The 18,823-nt window shown below is 61.9% G+C and carries 19 protein-coding genes; 11 read left to right on the top strand and 8 right to left on the bottom strand.

Going from position 1 to position 18,823, the window contains the following annotated elements; genetic code table 11:
* Genes AB6Q56_RS16995 through AB6Q56_RS16965 form a run of 7 tightly spaced genes read left to right on the top strand, consistent with a single transcriptional unit; the run spans position 1 to position 4,547 of the window.
* Positions 1 to 927, top strand: a complete 927-nt coding sequence (locus tag AB6Q56_RS16995; protein WP_434514234.1) for a homoserine kinase — start codon at positions 1 to 3, stop codon at positions 925 to 927.
* Between the two features lie 9 nt (positions 928 to 936).
* Positions 937 to 1,683 (top strand): BPSS1780 family membrane protein, encoded by a 747-nt coding sequence (locus AB6Q56_RS16990; protein ID WP_434514233.1) that lies wholly within the window; start codon positions 937 to 939, stop codon positions 1,681 to 1,683.
* Positions 1,684 to 1,730: 47 nt separating this feature from the next.
* Positions 1,731 to 2,459, top strand: coding sequence for a BPSS1780 family membrane protein (locus AB6Q56_RS16985; RefSeq protein WP_434514232.1), 729 nt, complete (start codon positions 1,731 to 1,733; stop codon positions 2,457 to 2,459).
* Entirely contained in the window at positions 2,452 to 3,105 is a 654-nt protein-coding gene (nadD, locus tag AB6Q56_RS16980; RefSeq protein ID WP_434514231.1) for a nicotinate-nucleotide adenylyltransferase, read from the top strand. Before AB6Q56_RS16985 ends, nadD begins: the two co-directional genes overlap by 8 nt.
* Positions 3,105 to 3,473 (top strand): ribosome silencing factor, encoded by a 369-nt coding sequence (gene rsfS, locus AB6Q56_RS16975; RefSeq protein ID WP_434514230.1) that lies wholly within the window; start codon positions 3,105 to 3,107, stop codon positions 3,471 to 3,473. Before nadD ends, rsfS begins: the two co-directional genes overlap by 1 nt.
* The gene (gene rlmH / locus AB6Q56_RS16970; RefSeq protein ID WP_434514229.1) at positions 3,470 to 3,940 is read left to right on the top strand and encodes a 23S rRNA (pseudouridine(1915)-N(3))-methyltransferase RlmH; all 471 of its coding nucleotides are present in this window, start codon (positions 3,470 to 3,472) and stop codon (positions 3,938 to 3,940) included. Before rsfS ends, rlmH begins: the two co-directional genes overlap by 4 nt.
* Position 3,941: 1 nt before the next feature.
* The gene (locus AB6Q56_RS16965; RefSeq protein WP_434514228.1) at positions 3,942 to 4,547 is read left to right on the top strand and encodes a Maf family protein; all 606 of its coding nucleotides are present in this window, start codon (positions 3,942 to 3,944) and stop codon (positions 4,545 to 4,547) included.
* Here the strand turns inward: AB6Q56_RS16965 and AB6Q56_RS16960 are convergent.
* Both AB6Q56_RS16960 and AB6Q56_RS16955 read right to left on the bottom strand, forming a co-directional pair.
* Positions 4,519 to 5,577, bottom strand: coding sequence for a hypothetical protein (locus AB6Q56_RS16960; RefSeq protein ID WP_434514227.1), 1,059 nt, complete (start codon positions 5,575 to 5,577; stop codon positions 4,519 to 4,521). The genes AB6Q56_RS16965 and AB6Q56_RS16960 overlap by 29 nt on opposite strands.
* 13 nt (positions 5,578 to 5,590) lie before the next feature.
* Positions 5,591 to 6,364 carry an enoyl-CoA hydratase gene (locus tag AB6Q56_RS16955; protein ID WP_434514226.1) on the bottom strand — a complete coding sequence of 258 codons (774 nt, stop codon included), beginning with the start codon at positions 6,362 to 6,364 and terminating at the stop codon, positions 5,591 to 5,593.
* Between the two features lie 136 nt (positions 6,365 to 6,500).
* On the opposite strand from AB6Q56_RS16955, the gene AB6Q56_RS16950 reads away from it, so the two are divergent.
* Positions 6,501 to 8,459, top strand: a complete 1,959-nt coding sequence (locus tag AB6Q56_RS16950) for an acetoacetate--CoA ligase (RefSeq protein WP_434514225.1) — start codon at positions 6,501 to 6,503, stop codon at positions 8,457 to 8,459.
* Here AB6Q56_RS16950 and AB6Q56_RS16945 read toward each other — a convergent pair.
* Positions 8,456 to 9,565, bottom strand: a complete 1,110-nt coding sequence (locus tag AB6Q56_RS16945) for an acyltransferase family protein (protein WP_434514224.1) — start codon at positions 9,563 to 9,565, stop codon at positions 8,456 to 8,458. The two genes, AB6Q56_RS16950 and AB6Q56_RS16945, sit on opposite strands and share 4 nt — an antisense overlap.
* 64 nt (positions 9,566 to 9,629) lie before the next feature.
* A complete protein-coding gene (yegQ, locus tag AB6Q56_RS16940; RefSeq protein ID WP_434514223.1) occupies positions 9,630 to 10,904 on the bottom strand; it encodes a tRNA 5-hydroxyuridine modification protein YegQ in 1,275 nt (424 codons plus the stop codon).
* Between the two features lie 36 nt (positions 10,905 to 10,940).
* On the opposite strand from yegQ, the gene rng reads away from it, so the two are divergent.
* From rng to AB6Q56_RS16925, 3 genes are all read left to right on the top strand, one after another.
* The gene (gene rng, locus AB6Q56_RS16935) at positions 10,941 to 12,392 is read left to right on the top strand and encodes a ribonuclease G (RefSeq protein WP_434514222.1); all 1,452 of its coding nucleotides are present in this window, start codon (positions 10,941 to 10,943) and stop codon (positions 12,390 to 12,392) included.
* Between the two features lie 29 nt (positions 12,393 to 12,421).
* Positions 12,422 to 13,297, top strand: a complete 876-nt coding sequence (locus tag AB6Q56_RS16930) for a dienelactone hydrolase family protein (RefSeq protein WP_434514221.1) — start codon at positions 12,422 to 12,424, stop codon at positions 13,295 to 13,297.
* Positions 13,298 to 13,367: 70 nt separating this feature from the next.
* Positions 13,368 to 13,781, top strand: a complete 414-nt coding sequence (locus tag AB6Q56_RS16925; protein WP_434514220.1) for a ProQ/FINO family protein — start codon at positions 13,368 to 13,370, stop codon at positions 13,779 to 13,781.
* A gap of 83 nt (positions 13,782 to 13,864) precedes the next feature.
* On the opposite strand, the gene AB6Q56_RS16920 is transcribed toward AB6Q56_RS16925, so the two are convergent.
* Genes AB6Q56_RS16920 through AB6Q56_RS16905 form a run of 4 tightly spaced genes read right to left on the bottom strand, consistent with a single transcriptional unit; the run spans position 13,865 to position 18,723 of the window.
* Complete coding sequence (locus AB6Q56_RS16920; RefSeq protein WP_434514219.1) at positions 13,865 to 14,938, bottom strand: ABC transporter ATP-binding protein; 1,074 nt, start codon at positions 14,936 to 14,938, stop codon at positions 13,865 to 13,867.
* Positions 14,939 to 14,947: 9 nt separating this feature from the next.
* The gene (locus tag AB6Q56_RS16915) at positions 14,948 to 16,639 is read right to left on the bottom strand and encodes an ABC transporter permease (RefSeq protein WP_434514218.1); all 1,692 of its coding nucleotides are present in this window, start codon (positions 16,637 to 16,639) and stop codon (positions 14,948 to 14,950) included.
* On the bottom strand, positions 16,632 to 17,723 hold the full coding sequence (locus tag AB6Q56_RS16910) for an ABC transporter ATP-binding protein (RefSeq protein ID WP_434514217.1): 1,092 nt from the start codon (positions 17,721 to 17,723) through the stop codon (positions 16,632 to 16,634). The genes AB6Q56_RS16915 and AB6Q56_RS16910 overlap by 8 nt, the downstream gene beginning before the upstream one ends.
* A gap of 13 nt (positions 17,724 to 17,736) precedes the next feature.
* The gene (locus AB6Q56_RS16905) at positions 17,737 to 18,723 is read right to left on the bottom strand and encodes an ABC transporter substrate-binding protein (protein WP_434514216.1); all 987 of its coding nucleotides are present in this window, start codon (positions 18,721 to 18,723) and stop codon (positions 17,737 to 17,739) included.
* Positions 18,724 to 18,823 lie beyond the last annotated feature (100 nt).

Raw genomic sequence — 18,823 nt, 5'->3', positions numbered from 1 at the left:
TTGTCTGTCTATACCTCGGTCGGGCGGGCCGAACTCGCTGCCTGGCTCCAGCCGCTCGGGCTGGGTGAATTGATCGATCATGCCGGTATCGCCGCCGGCATGCAGAATTCGAATTACTTCGTGACGACCACGGCGGGCCGGTTCGTGCTCACGTTGTTTGAACACCTTGAGCCGGCCGCGCTCGATTTCTACCTCGCCCTGCAGGATCGCCTGGCGCACAGCGGCCTGCCTTGCCCCCAGCCTGTGGCCGACGGCCAGGGCCACCGTTGGCGCGTACTGGCTGGCAAGCCGGCCGCCCTGCTCTCCTGCCTGCCTGGCGCAACGGCCGATGCGGTGAGCGTCGAGCAGTGCCGGGTGGTCGGCGTACTGCTGGCACGCCTGCATCTGGCCGCCGCCGACATGCCCGATGCGCTGCCCAACCCCTGCGGCGCAGCGTGGCGCCAGCGCGTCGGCGAAAGCCTGCTGCCGCTCGTCGATGTCGAAGAGCGTCTCGTCCTGGCTGACGAGCTGGCCTTCCAGTCGGCGCAGGACTGGAAGGACCTGCCGCGTGGTGTGATCCATGCCGACCTTTTCCGCGACAACGTACTGTGGGATGTCTCTGGACAGCTGAGCGGCGTGCTCGACTTCTATTTTGCCGGTGAGGATGCCTGGCTGTTCGATCTGGCCGTTGTCGCCAACGACTGGTGTTCGGACGATCTGGCATTGGCCGCCCTGATCGACGGCTATACCGGCGTTCGTCCCCTGCTGGAGGCGGAAAGGCAAGCCTGGCCTGCCATGCGGCGGGCGGCGGCGTTGCGCTTCTGGCTGTTGCGTTTGGAGGTGCGGCACCGTCCCCGCCAAGGCGAAGTGGTAACGATCAAGAATCCTGATTATTTTCGTCGACTTTTGACGCGTTTTCGCCTTGCTCCGGCAGCGCTCCCCCGTTAGCATCCGCGCATGAACGAAACTCCTGCATTTCCGATGGTCCCGGCTCCGTTTACCGGCGACAGCCGCGAGGTCGATCCCGGTGCCTGTTTCGATTGGCTGCGCCAGGGGTGGGCCATGTTCCTGGTCAATCCCGGTATCTGGATCGGCACGACTGTTTTGTTGCTGGTCATGCTGATGGCCATTTCCATTGTTCCCCTGTTCGGCCAGATCGCTGCCCATCTGCTGGTACCGCTGTTCGGCGCCGGCATGTTCCGCATTTGCCGTCGCATCGCCGACAGCGAGGAGCCCGAGATCGCCGACCTGTTCGCCGGTTTCCGCCGCGGAGCGGGGGATCTGGTCATGGTCGGCGTTTTCTTTGCCGCCGGCATCTTCGGGATCGCCTTCATCGCCTTCCTGCTGGTCAGCGGCGGTGTACTGGGCGGCGTGGTGACCGGCAAGGTGGCGGGATTCGGCATCGCCCTGGGCGGCGTCATGCTGGCCGGCCTGCTGGTGCTCGTACTGTCGATTCCCGTGATCATGGCCACCTGGTATGCACCGGTGCTCGTGCTATTCCACGGCATGAAACCCATCGATGCCATGAAGGCCAGCTTTACGGCTGGTGCCCGGAATTGGCTGCCGATGTGCATCTTCGGGGTTTTCCTGGTCGTTGCCCTGTTTTTCGCCATGTTGCCGGTCGGGATGGGGCTCCTGCTGCTGTTACCGGTTTTTTCCGGCGCGGTTTACGCGTCCTATCGCGACATTTTCATGGGTAGCTGACCGTGCGGGCGCAAACACTTCCGCCGGCAGCCGGCTGGCAATGGCTCATGGGCGGCTTCGCCCTCTTCAGGCGCAATCCTGTCATGCTCGGCATGCTGGTCGTCGCCTACTGGTTCACCGTGCTTTTCCTGAACGTGGTGCCCTTCGTCGGCGTGCTGGTGGCGTCGCTCGCCATTCCCGGTCTTTCGGTCGGTCTGATGCAGGCCGCGCGCAATCTGGAACGCGGCCAGCCAATCGGCCTGCAGACCTTGTACGGCAGCCTTAAAGACAATGGGCGAACGCTTGTCGCGCTCGGTGCGCTTTATTTGTGCGCCACGCTTGGCGTGCTTGGCCTGTCGTCCCTGCTCGATGGCGGCGACTTGATGCGTTTCATGCTTGCCAGCAACCGCGCTGAGCGCGCGGCGGTCGAGGATTCCGATTTTCTATTGTCGGCCCTGTGCGTGATGACGCTGATGGTTCCCGTGCTCATGGCCTGGTGGTTTGCGCCGGTGCTCGCTTCCTGGCATCGCCTCAGCGTGGGCCGTGCGCTGTTCTTCAGCTTCATGGCTTGCTGGATGAACTGGCGGCCTTTTCTGACTTACGGAATCGCACTGCTCATCGTGGCCGGCATCGTGCCCGGCCTGCTTCTCGGCATCCTGCTCCTGATCCTGCCCGGCGCGGCCAATCTGGCGACGGCCATCCTGACGCTGCCCATGGTGCTGGTTGTCGCGCCGACCGTCTTCGCCAGCTTTTATGCCAGCTACCGCGACATCTTCGGCATTTCCGAAATTGTCTGAACCCCTGGGGCTGTTCGGCGGGACGTTCGACCCCGTGCATTACGGCCATCTGCGTCTGGCCGAGGAAGCCATCGCGCATCTGGCGCTGGGCGGTGTGCGCTGGATTCCGGCCGGCCAGCCGCCGCATCGCGGCCCGCCACGGGTCACGGCCAGACAGCGGCTGGAGATGGTGCGCCGGGCGACGACGGGAAATCCGCGCTTCTCGGTCGATGCCGGCGAGGTCGAGGCAGCCGCGCCGAGTTACACCGTGCATACGCTGGAGCGCCTGCGGGCCGAATTGGGCGATCAACAATCACTGGTGCTGCTGGTCGGTGCCGATGCCTTCGCCGGGCTGGCGACCTGGCACCGCTGGCGCGACATTTTCGCGCTGGCCCATGTCGCCGTCTCGCACCGCCCGGGTTTCCCGGTCGAAACCGCCAGCCTGCCGCACGAGTTGGCAACCGAATTCAACAATCGTCGGCTGACCGATAGCGGTGCGTTGCGGCTATCGCCGGCCGGCGGCATCGTCACCTTCGCGATGACCCAGCTGGCCATTTCGGCGACCCAGATTCGCAAGCTGCTGGCTAACGGACTTTCCGCTCGTTATTTGCTGCCGGACGGCGTTCTCGACTATATTCAACTCCATTCTCTCTATAGAAGCACCTGATGGACATCCGCAAGCTGCAAAAAATCGTCGTCAATGCCCTCGAAGACATCAAGGGCAAAGACATTGAAGTCATCAACACCACCAAGCTCACCTCATTGTTCGACCGCCTGGTCATCGCCACCGGCGACTCCAACCGCCAGGTCAAGGCCTTGGCGCGCAACGTCCAGGACAAGGTGCGCGAAGCCGGCGGCGAGATCGTCTCGGTCGAGGGCGAGGATGCCGGCGAATGGGTGCTGGTCGATATCGGCGACGTTGTCGTCCATGTCATGCAGCCCATGGTCCGCCAGTACTACAACCTTGAAGAGCTGTGGCAGCTCACCCCGGCCCAGCGTCGCAAGCAGCAGGCGGAGCAGGCTGCCGGCGAATGAAGCTGGCTATCCTCGCCGTCGGCCATCGCCAGCCCGGCTGGGTGAGCGAAGGCTGCGCCGAGTACCTCAAGCGCATGCCGCGCGAACTGCCGGCCAGCGTCACCGAAATCAAGCCCGAGCCGCGCGGCTCGAAAACGCGCGAACAGCTGTTGGCGGCCGAGAAATCGCGTATTCGCGAGATGCTGCCCGCCAGTTGCCGGATTGTCGTGCTTGATGAAAAAGGCGATGACCTGACCACCCTGAAGCTGGCTAAACGCCTTGAAGTCTGGATGCAGGACGGGCGCGATGTCGCCCTGCTCATCGGCGGCGCCGATGGTCTGGATGAGGAATTCAAGCAGCAGGCCGACGACCGGCTGCGCCTGTCGAGCCTGACCCTGCCGCACGGCATGGCCCGCCTACTCTTGTGCGAACAGCTTTATCGCGCTGTCAGCGTCCTGAAGAACCATCCGTATCACAGGGAGGGATGATATGCGCCTTTACCTAGCCTCACGTAGCCCCCGTCGCCGCGAACTCCTGCATCAGATCGGCATTGATTTCGATACCGTCGTCTTCCGTGACGGTATGCGGGCCGATCTGGAGACCGACGAAACCCCGTTGTTCAACGAAGATCCCGTGGTGTACGTCGAGCGCATCGCCCGCGCCAAGGCGCTGCATGGCCTGAAGATCGTTCAGGAGCGCCGTTTGCCGATGCGCCCGGTGCTAGCGGCCGACACCACCCTCGAATTTCGCGGCGAGATCATCGGCAAGCCGGTGGACATGGCCGATGCCAGCCATATCCTGCGTCGCCTGTCCGGCCAGACGCATCGCGTTCTGACCGGGGTGGCGATCAATCACATGGGGCACACGGAGTATGTGCTGTCGAGCAGCGAAGTCCGTTTCCGTGTGATCGATGACGAGGAAATCCGTCATTACGTGATGAGCGGCGAACCGATGGACAAGGCGGGAGCTTACGGCATCCAGGGCCGGGCGGGCCTGTTCGTCGACCACCTCTCGGGTAGCTATACCGGAGTCATGGGGCTGCCGGTCTGCGAGACCGGCGAACTGCTCAAGAAGCTCGGCTTCCGGCCGCTCTGATCCATTCGGCGGCCTGCCGCGCGCCATCGGGTCGTGGTGGGGGCGGAGCGCTGGTTTGCCACAGTCTTGTCAGCTGTTCGCCCAGCTGGCCACGCTGCAAATTTTCCTCCCGGATTTCTCCGCAGCGGGCATGCTGTTCCAGCCAGGTGATCAGGCAGTCCTGTTCCGGCCACTCCGCGCGCCGCTGATAGAGCACCGGCGTGCCGTTGCAGGCAGCTTCGGCAAAGGTGCCGTAACCGGGCTTGGTGACCACGACATCCACCGAGCACAGCAGGTCGGTAAAGCCCAGACCGAAGGATTCGAAAGCAATGGCATCGGGGTGCCGGCAGCGCCAGTCGGCACTGACCAGCCAGCGAATGCCGGGCAGGCGCGGCCAGCTATCGACCGGCAGATGGTGGGCGATGCCACCCATGGCCACGAGGACGGCCTTGTCGCCGCCCAGTTCCAGGTCGTGCCGCTGCCCCAAGGCGGCAATCGGGCCGACGGGCCGGACGTTGCTCAGCTCCGTCATCGGCATCCCGGGCGTCACTCGCAGAAAGGAATGGGCCGAACAGTAGGCCGACAGCATCTGGGCATGGATCGGCACGGCCCACGCTTCGTCGCGGAAGAAGTGGGCGAAGAGATCGGCCCAGTTCAGCGAGCACAGGCTGCAGGCGGGTATGTCGGCCTGCGCCGCGCCGGCCAGCGGCAGGTAGCTGACATTGGTCAGCACCAGGTCGGGGCGCAATCCAGCCAGGAATTCGGCTTCTGCCGCCACGCGTGCCGGCCAGTCGGCATGGGCGGCGCGATAGGCGGCCGCACTGGCTTCCCGGTCGATGCGCGTGGCGTCGATCATCACGTAGCCGAAATCGGTGCTTCCGGGGATTAGCTCGAACGGTACATGGATACGCTGGCGCAGCTTGGCCTCGGGCAGACCGCTGCGCAGCGTCAGGCGCAGATCCGGCAGCATGTTGGCCAGGGTGTTGAGCACCGGCGCGGTAATCGCGAGGTGCCCGAAGCCGTGGCTGGAAATGTCGACGAATAGATGCAAACCGGGGTGCAACTCAGCGGTTCTTGAACGTTGGTTTGCGCTTCCCGGCGAAGGCGGCCATGCCTTCCTTCTGGTCTTCGAGGGCGAAGGCGGAATGGAAGACGCGGCGCTCGAAGAGCAGTCCTTCGTTGAGGCTCGATTCGAAGGCGCGATTGACCGATTCCTTGATCATCATGACCACGGGCAGCGAGAAGCTGGCGATGGTCTGCGCGGCCTTGAGCGTTTCTTCGAGCAGTTGATCGGCCGGGATGACGCGGGCGACCAGGCCCGACTTCTCGGCTTCGGCCGCGTCCATCATGCGGGCGGTCAGGCACATGTCCATGGCCTTGGCCTTGCCGACAGCACGCGGCAGGCGTTGCGTGCCGCCGGCACCGGGCAGGGTGCCGAGCTTGATCTCCGGCTGGCCGAACTTGGCGGTATCGGCGGCGAAGATCATGTCGCACATCATCGCCATCTCGCAGCCGCCGCCCAGGGCAAAGCCGGCTACTGCAGCGATCACCGGCTTGCGGGCCGTCTTCACGCGTTCCCAGTTGCGGGTGATGAAGTCGGTCTTGTAGGCGTGCATGTAGTCGAAGTCCTTCATGAAGCCGATGTCGGCTCCCGCAGCGAAGGCTTTTTCATTGCCGGTGATGACGATGCAGCCGATGGCTTCGTCGGCTTCGTAGCGGTCGATGGCGGCACCGATGCCGTCGACGACGTCGTTGTTCAGGGCGTTCATCGCTTCCGGTCGGTTGATGCGGATCAGGCCTACCTTGCCGATGACTTCGGTGAGGACGACTTGGGACATGGGGTTCTCCTTGGATCGGTGATATTTTGCGGTTTTCGTCGCGCGACCGTACCTTGCATTGTCCGGATGGCGACAGTTGACGTTAACGTTAACCTGCTATCCTGTCATGCAAAATTGACAACACCGAGGAGACAACATGACCTACGCCCCCGCCGCGCAGCCCTTGTGGCGCCCCAATCCCCAAACCGTCGGCGATACCCGCATGGCGGTCTTCATGCAGGCCACCGGCCATGGTCGATACGCCGATTTGTGGCAATGGTCGGTCGACCAGCCGGAAGCCTTCTGGTCAACGCTGTGGGATTTCTGTGGCGCGGTCGGCGACAAGGGGCGCACCGTGCTGGTTGACGGCGACAAGATGCCTGGCGCCCGCTGGTTTCCCGAGGCGCGCCTGAATTACGCCGAAAACCTGTTGAAAAACCGCGATGCCGGCGAGGCGCTGGTCTTCTGGGGTGAGGACAAGGTCAAGCGACGCATGAGCCGGGCCGAACTTCATGCCGAGGTCGCCCGCTTCCAGCAATTCCTGATCGCGGCCGGTGTCGGCGAGGGCGACCGTGTCGCCGGCTACCTGCCCAACCTGCCGGAGACCCTGGTCGCCATGCTGGCTGCCACGTCCTTGGGCGCCATCTGGTCGTCTGCCTCGCCGGATTTCGGGGTGCAGGGCGTGCTCGACCGTTTCGGTCAGATCGAGCCCAAGGTGCTGGTCTGTGTCGATGGCTACTGGTACAACGGCAAGGCTGTCGATTGTCTGAGCAAGAATGCGGAGGTCGTTGCCCGTATGCCGTCGTTGGTCAAGACGGTGGTGGTGCCCTATCTGAACGAAAAGCCCGATCTGGGCGGCATTGCCGGGGCTATGAGCTGGAGCGAGTTGCCGCCGGCCGACAGCGCCACCGAGCTCGTCATCCGCCGCGTCGCCTTCGATCACCCGCTGTTCATCATGTTCTCCAGCGGTACCACCGGCGTGCCCAAGTGTATCGTCCATTGCCACGGCGGCGCCCTGTTGCAGCACCTCAAGGAGCACCAACTGCACAGCGACGTGCGTCCGGGCGACCGATTGTTCTACTTCACCACCTGCGGCTGGATGATGTGGAACTGGCTGGTGTCCGGCCTGGCCTGCGGGGCGACGCTGCTGCTCTACGACGGTTCGCCGTTCGCCGGCGGCGGCACGGTGCTGTTCGACTACGCAGCCGCCGAGAGGATGACCCATTTCGGCACGTCGGCCAAGTTCATCGATGCGGCGGCCAAAATGGGGCTGATGCCGGGCAAGACGCACGATCTCGCCAGCTTGCGCGCCATGTTCTCGACCGGCAGCCCCTTGTCGCCGGAAGGCTTCGACTGGGTTTATCGCGAAATCAAGCAGGACATCCTGCTTGCCTCGATTTCCGGTGGTACCGACATCATTTCCTGCTTCGTGCTCGGCAATCCGGTGTTGCCGGTCTATCGCGGCGAAATTCAGTGTCGCGGCCTGGGCATGGCGGTCGATGTTTTCGACGACGATGGCAGTCCGGTGCGCTCACAAAAGGGCGAGCTGGTATGCACCAGGCCTTTCCCGGCGATGCCGGTCGGCTTCTGGAACGATCCCGACGGCGCGAAATACCACGCTGCCTATTTCGAGCGCTTCGCCAACATCTGGTGCCATGGCGATTTCTCGGAACTGACGGCGCATGACGGCATGATCATCTACGGCCGTTCGGATGCGACGCTGAATCCGGGCGGCGTGCGCATCGGCACGGCGGAAATCTACCGCCAGGTCGAGCAGCTGCCGGAAATTCTCGAATCGTTGGTCATCGGGCAGGCCTGGCCGCCGGAGAAGGGCGACGACGTGCGGGTGGTGCTCTTTGTCCGCCTGCAGGAAGGCGCCATCCTCGATGCCGCTTTGATCGATCGCATCAAGAAGCAAATCCGCGACAACACGACGCCGCGCCACGTCCCGGCCAAGGTTGTGCAGGTGCAGGATATCCCGCGCACCAAGTCGGGCAAGATCGTCGAACTGGCCGTGCGCAACGTGGTACAAGCGCAGCCGGTCAAGAACGTCGAGGCGCTGGCCAATCCGGAGGCGCTGGAGTTCTTCCGGGGGCGCAGCGAACTGGCCGATTAGGTTCGGTTCGGGAGCAGGGTGCCGATGACCGGCACCTTGCGGGCAACTGCCAGCGTATTGGCGAATAGCCAGCCACAGGTGGCAGTAATGCGCCGGCTGGCTTCCGGGCTCTCTATCCAGCGATAGAACAGGGTTGCCGCAGCAATGCTGGCGGCCAGCGACAAGCCGAGCCAGACCAGGGTCGATAGCGACGAGTCGTAGTCGGTCTGCGTGTACAGCGTGTTGGTCAGCAGCAGGACCGGAAAGTGCACCAGGAAGACCGAGTAGGAAATTTGGCCGAGGAAGGCCAGCGGGCGGGCATTCGGCCACTGTTCGAGCAGGCCGGAGCGGCGGCCGAAACCGAGAAGCAGCGCGACGGCCAGGGCCAAGGCGATGCGCAGGCGGAAGTCGATGACCAGTGCGGCAATCGCGATGGTCAGCATGACGCCCAGCCAGGCCGACATCTGGCGGCGGTCGGAGGCCCACCAGGCGGCGGCGCCCAAGCCGTAGGAGCCGAAGAAATAGATGGCCCAGTTGTCCCAGCTGGCATCGCGGTTGAACCAGAAGAGAGAGGCGGAGGCGATGGCCAGCACCAGTGCCGGGGCGACGATGCGGACGCGTCCCGACCACAGCAGGATGGCCATCAGCGCGAACAACTGGAAATCAATGGCGATGTACCAGACGCCGGCTGATAGGGCGTCGAAGCCGAGCAGGCCGTGCAGCAGGGCGGCGTGGGCCAGCCACTGCAGGAAGGTGGCACGTGCCGGAATTGCGTCATCTTCCATCCAGCGGTCGGCGATGGCGGCGGCGATGATGGCAAGGCCGATGGCGGCCAGGTAAGGCACGACCAAGCGCAGATAGCGCTTCCAGATCAGCGGCAGCGGCGATCCGGAGAGCGCCTGACCGTGGGCCGACAGGCCGCGAGCAGCCAGGAAGCCGGCGATAACCAGGAAAACCTGAACCGCCATGCGTCCGTATTCGAAGAACCAGTTGAAAACAAGCGGAAAATAGTCGCGTGCGGCCTCGGCCAGCGGGCCGTAGGATGAAAAATGGTTCATCAGGACGAGCAATGCCGCGATCGCCTTCAGGGCGTCAACTAAGGGCATGCGGTTTGTGTTCTGGCTCATGGCGCGAATCTTACACCGTTTTGTTGCGGTGCACAAAGTTCTTTCGTGTTGATTTGTATGGACTTTATTGCACAAAACGCGCAATAAACGAATCGGTGTACCGGGCGGGCAGGTCGACCCAGACGCGATGACCGCTGCCGGGTGCGACGGGGACCGCTTGTCCATCCTTGTTTTCCATTCGCGTGAGGCGCGTGCGGAAGTTGCCGGCCGGGTGGACGCATTCCACTTCGTCGCCCAAGGCGAAGCGGTTCTTGACCGTAATTTCCATCAGGCCGCGCGCGGCGTCGAAAGCGACGGCATCGCCGACGTATTGGCTCTTGTCCGATTCGGAGTGGCCACGCAGATAGTTCTGGTAGTCGGCGTCGTGGTGGCGTTGATAGAAGCCGTCGGTGTAGCCGCGGTTGGCCAGGTTTTCCAGCTCGCCGAGCAGGCTGGCGTCGAAGGGGCGACCGGCCACTGCGTCGTCGATGGCCTGGCGGTAGGCCTGGCAGGTGCGGGCGACGTAGTAGGGGCTCTTGGTGCGGCCCTCGATTTTCAGCGAATCGACACCGATCTCGGTCAGGCGATGGACATGCTCGATCGCACGCAGGTCCTTCGAGTTCATGATGTAGGTGCCGTGCTCGTCTTCCTCGATTGGCATCAGCTCGCCTGGGCGCTGCTTTTCCTCGAGCAGGATTTCCGTATCGCGGTCCATGAATTGAATCGGCTGCTCGGCCGGCGTATGCACCTTGTAGTCCCAGCGGCAGGAGTTGGTGCAGGTGCCTTGGTTGGGGTCGCGGTGGTTGAAGTAGCCGGAGAGCAGGCAGCGGCCGGAGTAGGCGATGCACAGCGCGCCGTGGACGAAGACTTCGAGTTCGATATCCGGGCACTGCTGGCGGATTTCGGCGACTTCGTCGAGGGACAGTTCGCGCGACAGGATGATGCGGGTCAACCCCAGCTTCTTCCAGAAACGGACGGCGGCCCAGTTCACCGTGTTCGACTGCACCGACAGGTGGATGGCCTGCTCGGGCCAGGCCTCGCGGACCATGTCGATCAGGCCGGGGTCGGACATGATCAGCGCGTCCGGCTTGAGGGCGATGACGGGTGCCATGTCGGCGAGGTAGGTGGTCAGCTTGGCGTTGTGCGGGAAGATGTTGCTGACGACGAAAAACTGCTTGCCGCGGGCATGTGCTTCGGCAATGCCGTCGCCCAGTTTTTCCAGCGTTCCGAACTCGTTGTTGCGCACGCGCAGGCTGTAGCGCGGCTGGCCGGCATAGATCGCATCGGCGCCAAAATCGAAGGCCGTGCGCATCATGTCGAGCGAGCCGGCCGGAGCGAGAAGTTCGGGCGCCTTGCGCATAGTAGAATCCAGAAAAAACCGCGAATTGTAGAGCGTATGACCGAAGAAATCCTGATCAATTTCACGCCCCAGGAAACCCGTGTTGCCGTTATGCAACAAGGAGTTGTGCAGGAGTTGCACATCGAACGCACCGCCAGCCGCGGACTGGTCGGCAACGTCTATCTCGGGCGCGTGGTGCGCATCCTGCCGGGGATGCAGTCGGCTTTCGTCGAAATCGGGCTGGAGCGTACTGCTTTCCTGCATGTCGCCGATATCTGGCAGCCGCGCGAAACGGCTACCGAGCGACCGATCGAACGCATTCTGGCTGAAGGCCAAAGCATCGTCGTGCAGGTGATCAAGGATCCGATCGGCACCAAGGGGGCGCGCTTATCGACGCAGATTTCCATCGCCGGCCGCATGCTGGTCTATCTGCCGCAGGAAAAACATATCGGCATTTCGCAACGCATCGAGTCCGAGGCCGAGCGCGAGGCCCTGCGTGACAAACTGACCCGGCTGGTGCCAGCGGACGAGAAGGGTGGCTTCATCGTGCGCACCATGGCCGAAAACGCCAGCGAGGCGGAGTTCGCAACCGATATTGCCTACCTGAAGAAGACTTGGGCCGATATTCGCGACAGGGCTCGCACGTCGGCGCCGCCATCGCTGCTTTATCAGGAGTTGTCGCTGGGGCAGCGTGTCCTGCGCGATTTCGTCAATCCCGAAACCACCCGCATTTATATCGATTCGCGGGAAAATTTCCAGAAACTGGCTACCTTCGCCGAGGAATACACACCGGCTGTTCTACCGCTGCTCGATCACTACACCGGGCAGCGTCCGCTGTTCGATCTGCATGGTGTCGAGGAAGAAATCCAGAAGGCGCTGGCTCGCCGTGTCGATCTGAAGTCAGGCGGCTACCTCATCATCGACCAGACCGAGGCGATGACGACTATCGACGTCAATACCGGCGGTTTCGTTGGCGTGCGCAATTTCGACGACACCATCTTCAAGACCAACCTCGAGGCGGCCGTGACCATCGCCCGCCAACTCAGGCTGCGCAACCTCGGGGGCATCATCATCGTCGACTTCATCGACATGGAGAATGAGGAACACAAGAAAGCCGTGCTCGACGAGTTCAATAGGGCGCTGGCCCGCGACCACACTCGGCTGACGGTGAACGGGTTCACGGCACTGGGTTTGGTCGAGATGACCCGCAAGCGTACGCGCGAATCATTGGCGCATGTGCTGTGCATGTCCTGCCCGACCTGCGGCGGTCGTGGCGAGGTCAAGACGGCACGCACGGTTGCCTACGAGATCCTGCGCGAGCTGTTGCGCGAAGCGCGGCAGTTCAATGCCCGCGAATACCGGATACTGGCTGGGCCGGATGTGGTCGATCTCTTTCTCGACGAGGAGTCGCAATCGCTGGCCATGCTTTCCGACTTCATCGGCAAGGCTGTTTCCTTGCAGTCGGAGCCGAGCTATTCACCGGAACAGTACGACATCGTTTTGATGTAACACCACCCACCACCAGCAGGAGGCAAGCCATGGAAACCGAATCCGAATTCGACAGTCTTGTGCCGGCACAATCCTTCACACGGCGAAGTTTTATTGTCACGTCGCTGGGGGCGGGATTTGCGCTGGCTACCCAATCGGCCCTGGCGCAGACGGCGATCAAGACCGACGATACGGGTCTGGTTGCCGGTGAGATCAAGGTGCCGGTCAAGGATGGCGACATGGTGGCGTATCGAGCCGTACCGGCGGGGCAGCAAAAACCGCCTGTCGTGCTGGTGGTTTCCGAAATATTCGGGGCGCACGAATATATCCGCGATGTCTGCCGCCGTTTAGCCAGGTTGGGCTACTGCGCGATCGCCCCGGAACTGTTCGCCCGCCAGGGGGATCCTCGCCAGATTGCCAGCATCCCGGATATCCAGGCACGCATCACCAGCAAGACACCGGATGCCCAGGTGCTGAGCGACCTCGATGCCTGCGTGGCCTGGGCTGCCGGCAAGGGAGCGGATACCCGCCGGCTGGCCGTTACCGGTTTTTGCTGGGGGGGGCGGATTACCTGGTTGTACGCCGCCCACAATCCTGGCGTCAGGGCAGGGGTAGCCTGGTATGGCCGTCTGGTGGGCGTTGTCAACGACATTACGCCAAGGCACCCGACCGATTTGGCAGCTCAGTTGAAGGCTCCGGTACTGGGCCTGTATGGCGGCCTTGATGCCGGCATACCGCTGGAAACGGTCGAGGCCATGGAGAAGGCGCTCAAGCAGGGCGGTACGGCTGCGCAAGCTTCGGAAATCCATGTGTATGACAATGCGCCACATGCCTTCCATGCCGATTACCGGCCCAGCTACCGCAAGGAAGAAGCCGAGGATGGTTGGCAGCGGATGCTCGCTTGGTTCCGTAAAAACGGCGTCTGAATGCGGATTCGGGGCCGAAAATGTGTGCCGTCGTGCTAACCTTCGCGCCTCGACTCGTTCCCGTTTCATCATGACTACAGAAACCACTCCCGACAAACCGGTTGATGCGCGTACCCTGCTCAAGGACCTCCAGGCGCGTTTCGACGTCTTCCGCAATTTCAGTCCGCTGGCTATCGGCATCGACAAGCAGGTCTTCGCCCAGCTGCCCGAGGTCAGCAAGAAGTCCCTGCGTCTGGCCATGCGTAGCCACACCATTTCGACACGTTATCTGAAGGAAATGGAAAAAGGCAGCGTGCGCCTGAATTTGGACGGGTCGCCGGCCGGAGAAGTGACCGACGAAAACCGCCAGCACGCTGCCGAGCAGTTGAAGGAGCGCTTCAAGAAGCAGGCCGAGCAGCGCAAGGTTGCCCAGGAGGAAGTCAGGGCCGAGCAGCGCCGGCAGGAAAAACTAAACCAGCTGGCTGAGAAATTCGGGCGCAAGTAGCGCGCGAAAAGCCAACAGCAAAAGGCCAGTCGATCGACTGGCCTTTTGTTTGCAAGGCCCGAGCGGCCCGGGCAACGAGCGAGTCAGCTATCTGCGCTATCGGTCATGGGATACCAGTTACCCAGTACAAACTTTAATTGGCAAGCTTCTCCCGTGTTCGGGCCCGGCTCGTGTCGTGTCTTCTGCACGCGCACAACCTGCTCGCCAACGGCGATCTGGTAATCGACAATCTCGCCGAGCAGGGAGCGGCGCCGTACGATGCCGGGCAAGCCGCCCTCGTCAACGAAATCGGCGTCAGCAGGCCTGACCGCCAGCACGCCTTCGCCAGCGCCGACGATTTCAGGAGGTGCCGGAGTGGCGGCATCTAGCGGCATATCGATGTCATCCACAAAGCACCTGCCGTTGAAAAAGCGAATGCGCAGGAGGCTTGAGAGGCCAATGAAGCCGAATACGAAGCGATTGGCCGGTCGATAGTAGATCTCGGTCGGGGTGCCAACCTGTTGTACCACCCCGCCTTTCATGACCAGGATACGGTCGGAGAGCGCCATCGCCTCCGACTGGTCGTGCGTGACGTAGAGGATCGAAAAGCCCAGGCGGCGTTGGATGTCCTTGATCTCAAAGCGCATTTCTTCACGAAAGTGGGGGTCCAGACTGGAGAGCGGCTCGTCGAGTAGCATCACTTTTGGCTGGATTGCCAGTGCACGTGCCAGCGCGACGCGCTGCTTGCCGCCTCCCGACAGGTCGTCGGGGCGATTGTTGGCCACCTTGTGCAGATTGGTATGGCGCAGGGCGTCGCTGGTTCGCCTTTCGATTTCGGCGGCGGGCAGTTTGCGGATGCGCAGCGGGAAGGCAACGTTTTCGTACACAGTGAGGTGCGGCCAGACGGCGAACGCCTGGAACACCATGCCGAAATCACGTTTTTCCGGCGGCAGGTAGTAGTTTTTGATTTTCGAGGAAAGCACCTTGTCGGCTGTGAGAATCTCCCCTTCGTCGATGTCCTCGAAGCCGGCAACCATGCGCAGCGTGGTCGTCTTTCCGCAGCCCGACGGGCCGAGCATGGCGACGCATTCGCCGTGTTCGACCTCGAGATCGAGGGCGGAGACGGCGGTGACGTTGCCGAAACGCTTGGTGATGCGATCAAGTTTCAGTGTTGACATGGCGCTCTCCTACTTTGAACTGGTGGCTGTGAAGAATTTCTTCACTACCACCTCGGCGGTAACGATGATGATGAGCGCCACGCCGGCCATGGCAGCGGCGTAAACCGTTTCTCCATCCTCGTTCAGCGTGTAGATCGCCACGCCAATGGTGCGCGTGGTCGGGCCGTAGAGCAGTACGGAGACGGTCAGTTCGCGCAGTGCCGGCAGGAAAATCAGGAAGAACGCTGCGACCATGCCAGGGCGCACCAGGGGAACAACCACGTCCCTGAGCGCCTGCCACATGGTTGCTCCCGAGGCACGTGCCGCCTCGACGAGCGAGTCGTGCACCTGCTCCAGGGCGGCCGAGTTGGCTTTCAGCGAGAAAGCCATGTAGCGGGCGATGTAGGCAACCAGAATGATCCAGATCGTGTTGTAGATGTTGATGCCGTACTTGCCGCTCCAGGCAAGAATGACCCCCAGCGCGATCACCGAACCCGGCACCGAGAAGGGGAGCATGCCGAGGAATTCGAGGAAGCCCTTGCCCCGCACCTTCATCTTCACGATCACGTAGGAGATGATGACGCCGGCGAACATCGTGATCAGCGCCGAAGCCAGGCCGAGGCCAATGCTGTTCCAGATCGCATCGCGGGTCAGATCCCACTCGAAGAGAATGTGGTGATAGTTGGCGAAGGTCATGTTCTCCGGCGTGATCGGCAAGCCGTAGGTGTTCAGGCCGCCGACGAGGAAGATCGTGGCCGTGGGCAGGACGATGGTGAAAGCGATGTAGGCCAGGCAGAGTAGCAGTAGCGGCACGCGTAATCCGCGCAGGCGGATTTCCGCTGGACGGAAGCTCTTGCCCGCGATGATCTGGTAGCGTCCGCGCGACAGCACCTTGTTCTGAAACCAGATAATGAGCGCTGCAGTGACGACCAGTACGGTGGATAGCACGGTGCCGGTGCGGATGGCGGCAAAGCTGCCGGCGCTCTGGTGGATGCGCTCGTAGATCAGCGTCGGAATGTTGTAGATGCCGGCTTCGATTCCCAGCATGGCCACCGTACCGAAATGCGCCATCGAGTACAGGCAGATCAGCAGGGCGCCAGAGAGAATAGAGGGGGCGACGAGCGGGATGGTGATCTTGCGCGTGATTGTCAACAGGCCGGCCCCAGAGATACGCGCCGATTCTTCGAGTGTCGGATCCATGCGCTCAAGTGCGCCGCACACCTGGATGAAGACGAAGGGGAAGAGGTACATCGTCTCGACGAGAATGATGCCGGTGTAGGAGTAGATATTGAGCAAGGGTTCCGAGAAACCGAGCGTTTCCATCCAGAACACGTTGATGTAGCCGGAGCGCGGGGAGAGCAGCATCTTCCACGCCAATGCGCCGATGAACGAGGGCAGCATGAAGGGTACGAGGAAAAGCAGCTTCATTGCCCCTTTGTAGGGCAGGTCGGTGCGCGTTACCAGCCACGCGAAGAAGGTGCCGACCATGGTGCCGGTGATTGTCACGCCGAACGCGAGAATCAGCGAATTCAGGAGCGCCTTGTAAGTTTCGGGTTCACTCAGGACCTTGATCATGTCGACCAGATTGAGCGCGCCATCGACCCACAGGGCATTGAAAAAGATCAGAAGCACCGGTACGGCGACGAACAGTACCAGGATGCCGACGGCGATGCCGAACAGGATCTGCGGCGTGCCGAACGTGATACGGCTTAACCTAAGCATGGGCTTCTCCCTGATTGGCTGGCACAGCGTTTTCGAACCACTGCGCGGAGCGGAAGTTGACGAGGCAGTCCGTGCCTTCGGCAAAACGCTGCATTTGGTCGAGGGCGTGCCGACTATCGGTGGCGGCGCGTAGCGTCACGCCTCCCACCTCGATCAGATAGTCCATTTGGGCGCCGAGAAAACTTGCCCGCTTGATGATGCCGGGCAATCCTTGCCCGTCGTGCGACAAGACGATATCGAAAGGGCGGCAGCCTAGCGTCAGATGTTCACCCGGAAGATTTGGGGGGGCTCCCTTCCAGGTTTCAACCCCGTCGGGAAAATACCAGTTCGCCCCCCGCTTTTTCATCGGCACGAAGTTGGCTATACCGAGGAAGCGATAGACATACGCATCGATGGGTTGGTCGAACAGTTCGGCCGGTGCACCGATTTGCCGCAACCGCCCCTGCTCGTCCATGATGCCGATGCGGTCGGCAAGTGCCAGTGCGATTTCCTGGTCATGGGTGACATAAATCACCGTAATTCCCAGTTGTTGTTGCAACTCGCGAATCTCGAAACGCATTTCCTCGCGCAGGTTGGCATCAAGGTTGTTGAGCGGCTCGTCGAGCAGCAGTAGCGCAGGCTTGGAAACGAGGGCACGTGCCAGCGCCACGCGTTGCTGCTGACCGCCTGAAAGCTGCGAAGGCATGCGTGCTTCGAGTCCGCTCAGCCCGACGTGGTCAAGGGCTTGCTGGGTGCGGCGTTCGCGCTCGTCGGCTGGCACGGTGGCGAGCTTGAGCGGATAGGAAACGTTGTCGCGCACGCTCATGTGTGGCCAGACGGCGTAATCCTGGAAAACCATGCCAATGCCGCGCCGGTCGGGGGGGGCGTTGACACCATTTGCGGCGACTTCGACGTCACCGATGACGACACGCCCATTGTCGGGGGTCTCGAAACCGGCCAAGAGCCGCATCAGAACAGTTTTCCCGCATCCGGACGGGCCTAGCAGGACAAAGCACTCGCCTGCCTTGATGGCGAGATCAAGCCCGCGCAGGATGGCATGCTTGCCGTAGGCTTTGGCAAGGCCTTCTATTCGCACAGCACTCATGATTGCCCCCGGCTTATTTCTGCATGATTTCGGTGAACTTCTTGATCGTGCCTTCCTTCTCGGCCATCAGTTGCTTGTAGTCGATCGGGATGGCACGTTTCATCGCATCGGCCAGGGGGGGCAGCGGATAGCGTTCGGGTACCTTGACGTCGGCACGTACCGGGAGCGTCCCCTCGTTGGCGATGATGGTCTGGCCTTCCTTCGACAAGACGAAGTCCACGAATTTCTGTGCGGCGGAAAGGTTTTGTGTGCCCTTGAAGATGGCGATGGGGCTCGGGATCACCAGCATCTCCGGCGGGTAGGCGAGGCTCAGCGATGCACCCTTATCCACCTTGTCGAGCGTGATGTAGTCGACGCCGAGGCTGCCCAGCAAGTCCCCGGAGGCCGTGTCGTCCACTACCTGCCCGGAGCCCTTGCCCATCTTGGCTCCGTTGGCGCGCAAACCTTCGATGTAGGACCAGCCAAATTTTTTCACCAACAGCGCAACGCTCATGTAGGCAGTGCCCGACAGCGCAGGGTTGGCGATGCCGAATGCGCCTTTGTATGCCGGTTTCTGGACGTCGGCCCAGGTTTTCGGGGCTTCTTTGATGTGGCGTGTGTTATAGGTGATGCCGAGCGTGCCGAGCCGTACGGCGGTGAATGAGCCGTCATAGTCGGGCAGCGGATTCTGTACCGATTTGATTTCCTTCGGTACGTAGGCTTGCAGGGCACCCTGTTCCTTGAGTTTGTAGAAATCCGGTACCTCGCTGGTCCAGAGAATGTCGGCTAGCAATTTTCCCGACTCCCGCTCGGCGGCGATCTTGGCCATCAGCTTGCCGGCGCCGGCGGACTGGTAGTCCATTTTTACTTCGGGGTGCTTTGCGGCGAAAGCTTTCTTCAAGTCCCCGATCATTGATTCCTTCATCGAGGTGTAAACGTAAAGCTTTTCCTGCGCTTGCGCCTGAAAGGCTTGAAATCCGACCAGTGCGATCAGCGATAACAACAGGCTACGCATTTTCATGGCGATCCTCCATTTTGGAATGCGGGCGGTGATGCCCTGTTTTCCATTCCATGCGAGTTACCTTTCAAAAACCTTTCGCTCGGAGGTCGATGCTGTTTGT

The sequence above is a fragment of the Dechloromonas sp. ARDL1 genome, assembly GCF_051122455.1.
GTDB lineage: Bacteria > Pseudomonadota > Gammaproteobacteria > Burkholderiales > Rhodocyclaceae > Azonexus.
The sequence above is the reverse complement of the archived record's forward strand: the minus strand, read 5'-3'. Positions and strand labels throughout refer to the sequence as shown.

Coding starts and splice junctions, on each gene's coding strand:
- rlmH (WP_434514229.1), top strand. CDS start 3,470: ATGAAGCTGGCTATCCTCGCCGTCGGCCATCGCCAGCCCGGCTGGGTG.
- rng (WP_434514222.1), top strand. CDS start 10,941: ATGACCGAAGAAATCCTGATCAATTTCACGCCCCAGGAAACCCGTGTT.
- AB6Q56_RS16965 (WP_434514228.1), top strand. CDS start 3,942: ATGCGCCTTTACCTAGCCTCACGTAGCCCCCGTCGCCGCGAACTCCTG.
- AB6Q56_RS16950 (WP_434514225.1), top strand. CDS start 6,501: ATGACCTACGCCCCCGCCGCGCAGCCCTTGTGGCGCCCCAATCCCCAA.
- rsfS (WP_434514230.1), top strand. CDS start 3,105: ATGGACATCCGCAAGCTGCAAAAAATCGTCGTCAATGCCCTCGAAGAC.
- AB6Q56_RS16945 (WP_434514224.1), bottom strand. CDS start 9,565: ATGAGCCAGAACACAAACCGCATGCCCTTAGTTGACGCCCTGAAGGCG.
- yegQ (WP_434514223.1), bottom strand. CDS start 10,904: ATGCGCAAGGCGCCCGAACTTCTCGCTCCGGCCGGCTCGCTCGACATG.
- AB6Q56_RS16990 (WP_434514233.1), top strand. CDS start 937: ATGAACGAAACTCCTGCATTTCCGATGGTCCCGGCTCCGTTTACCGGC.
- AB6Q56_RS16920 (WP_434514219.1), bottom strand. CDS start 14,938: ATGTCAACACTGAAACTTGATCGCATCACCAAGCGTTTCGGCAACGTC.
- AB6Q56_RS16925 (WP_434514220.1), top strand. CDS start 13,368: ATGACTACAGAAACCACTCCCGACAAACCGGTTGATGCGCGTACCCTG.
- AB6Q56_RS16930 (WP_434514221.1), top strand. CDS start 12,422: ATGGAAACCGAATCCGAATTCGACAGTCTTGTGCCGGCACAATCCTTC.
- AB6Q56_RS16905 (WP_434514216.1), bottom strand. CDS start 18,723: ATGAAAATGCGTAGCCTGTTGTTATCGCTGATCGCACTGGTCGGATTT.
- AB6Q56_RS16985 (WP_434514232.1), top strand. CDS start 1,731: ATGGGCGGCTTCGCCCTCTTCAGGCGCAATCCTGTCATGCTCGGCATG.
- AB6Q56_RS16955 (WP_434514226.1), bottom strand. CDS start 6,364: ATGTCCCAAGTCGTCCTCACCGAAGTCATCGGCAAGGTAGGCCTGATC.
- AB6Q56_RS16910 (WP_434514217.1), bottom strand. CDS start 17,723: ATGAGTGCTGTGCGAATAGAAGGCCTTGCCAAAGCCTACGGCAAGCAT.
- AB6Q56_RS16915 (WP_434514218.1), bottom strand. CDS start 16,639: ATGCTTAGGTTAAGCCGTATCACGTTCGGCACGCCGCAGATCCTGTTC.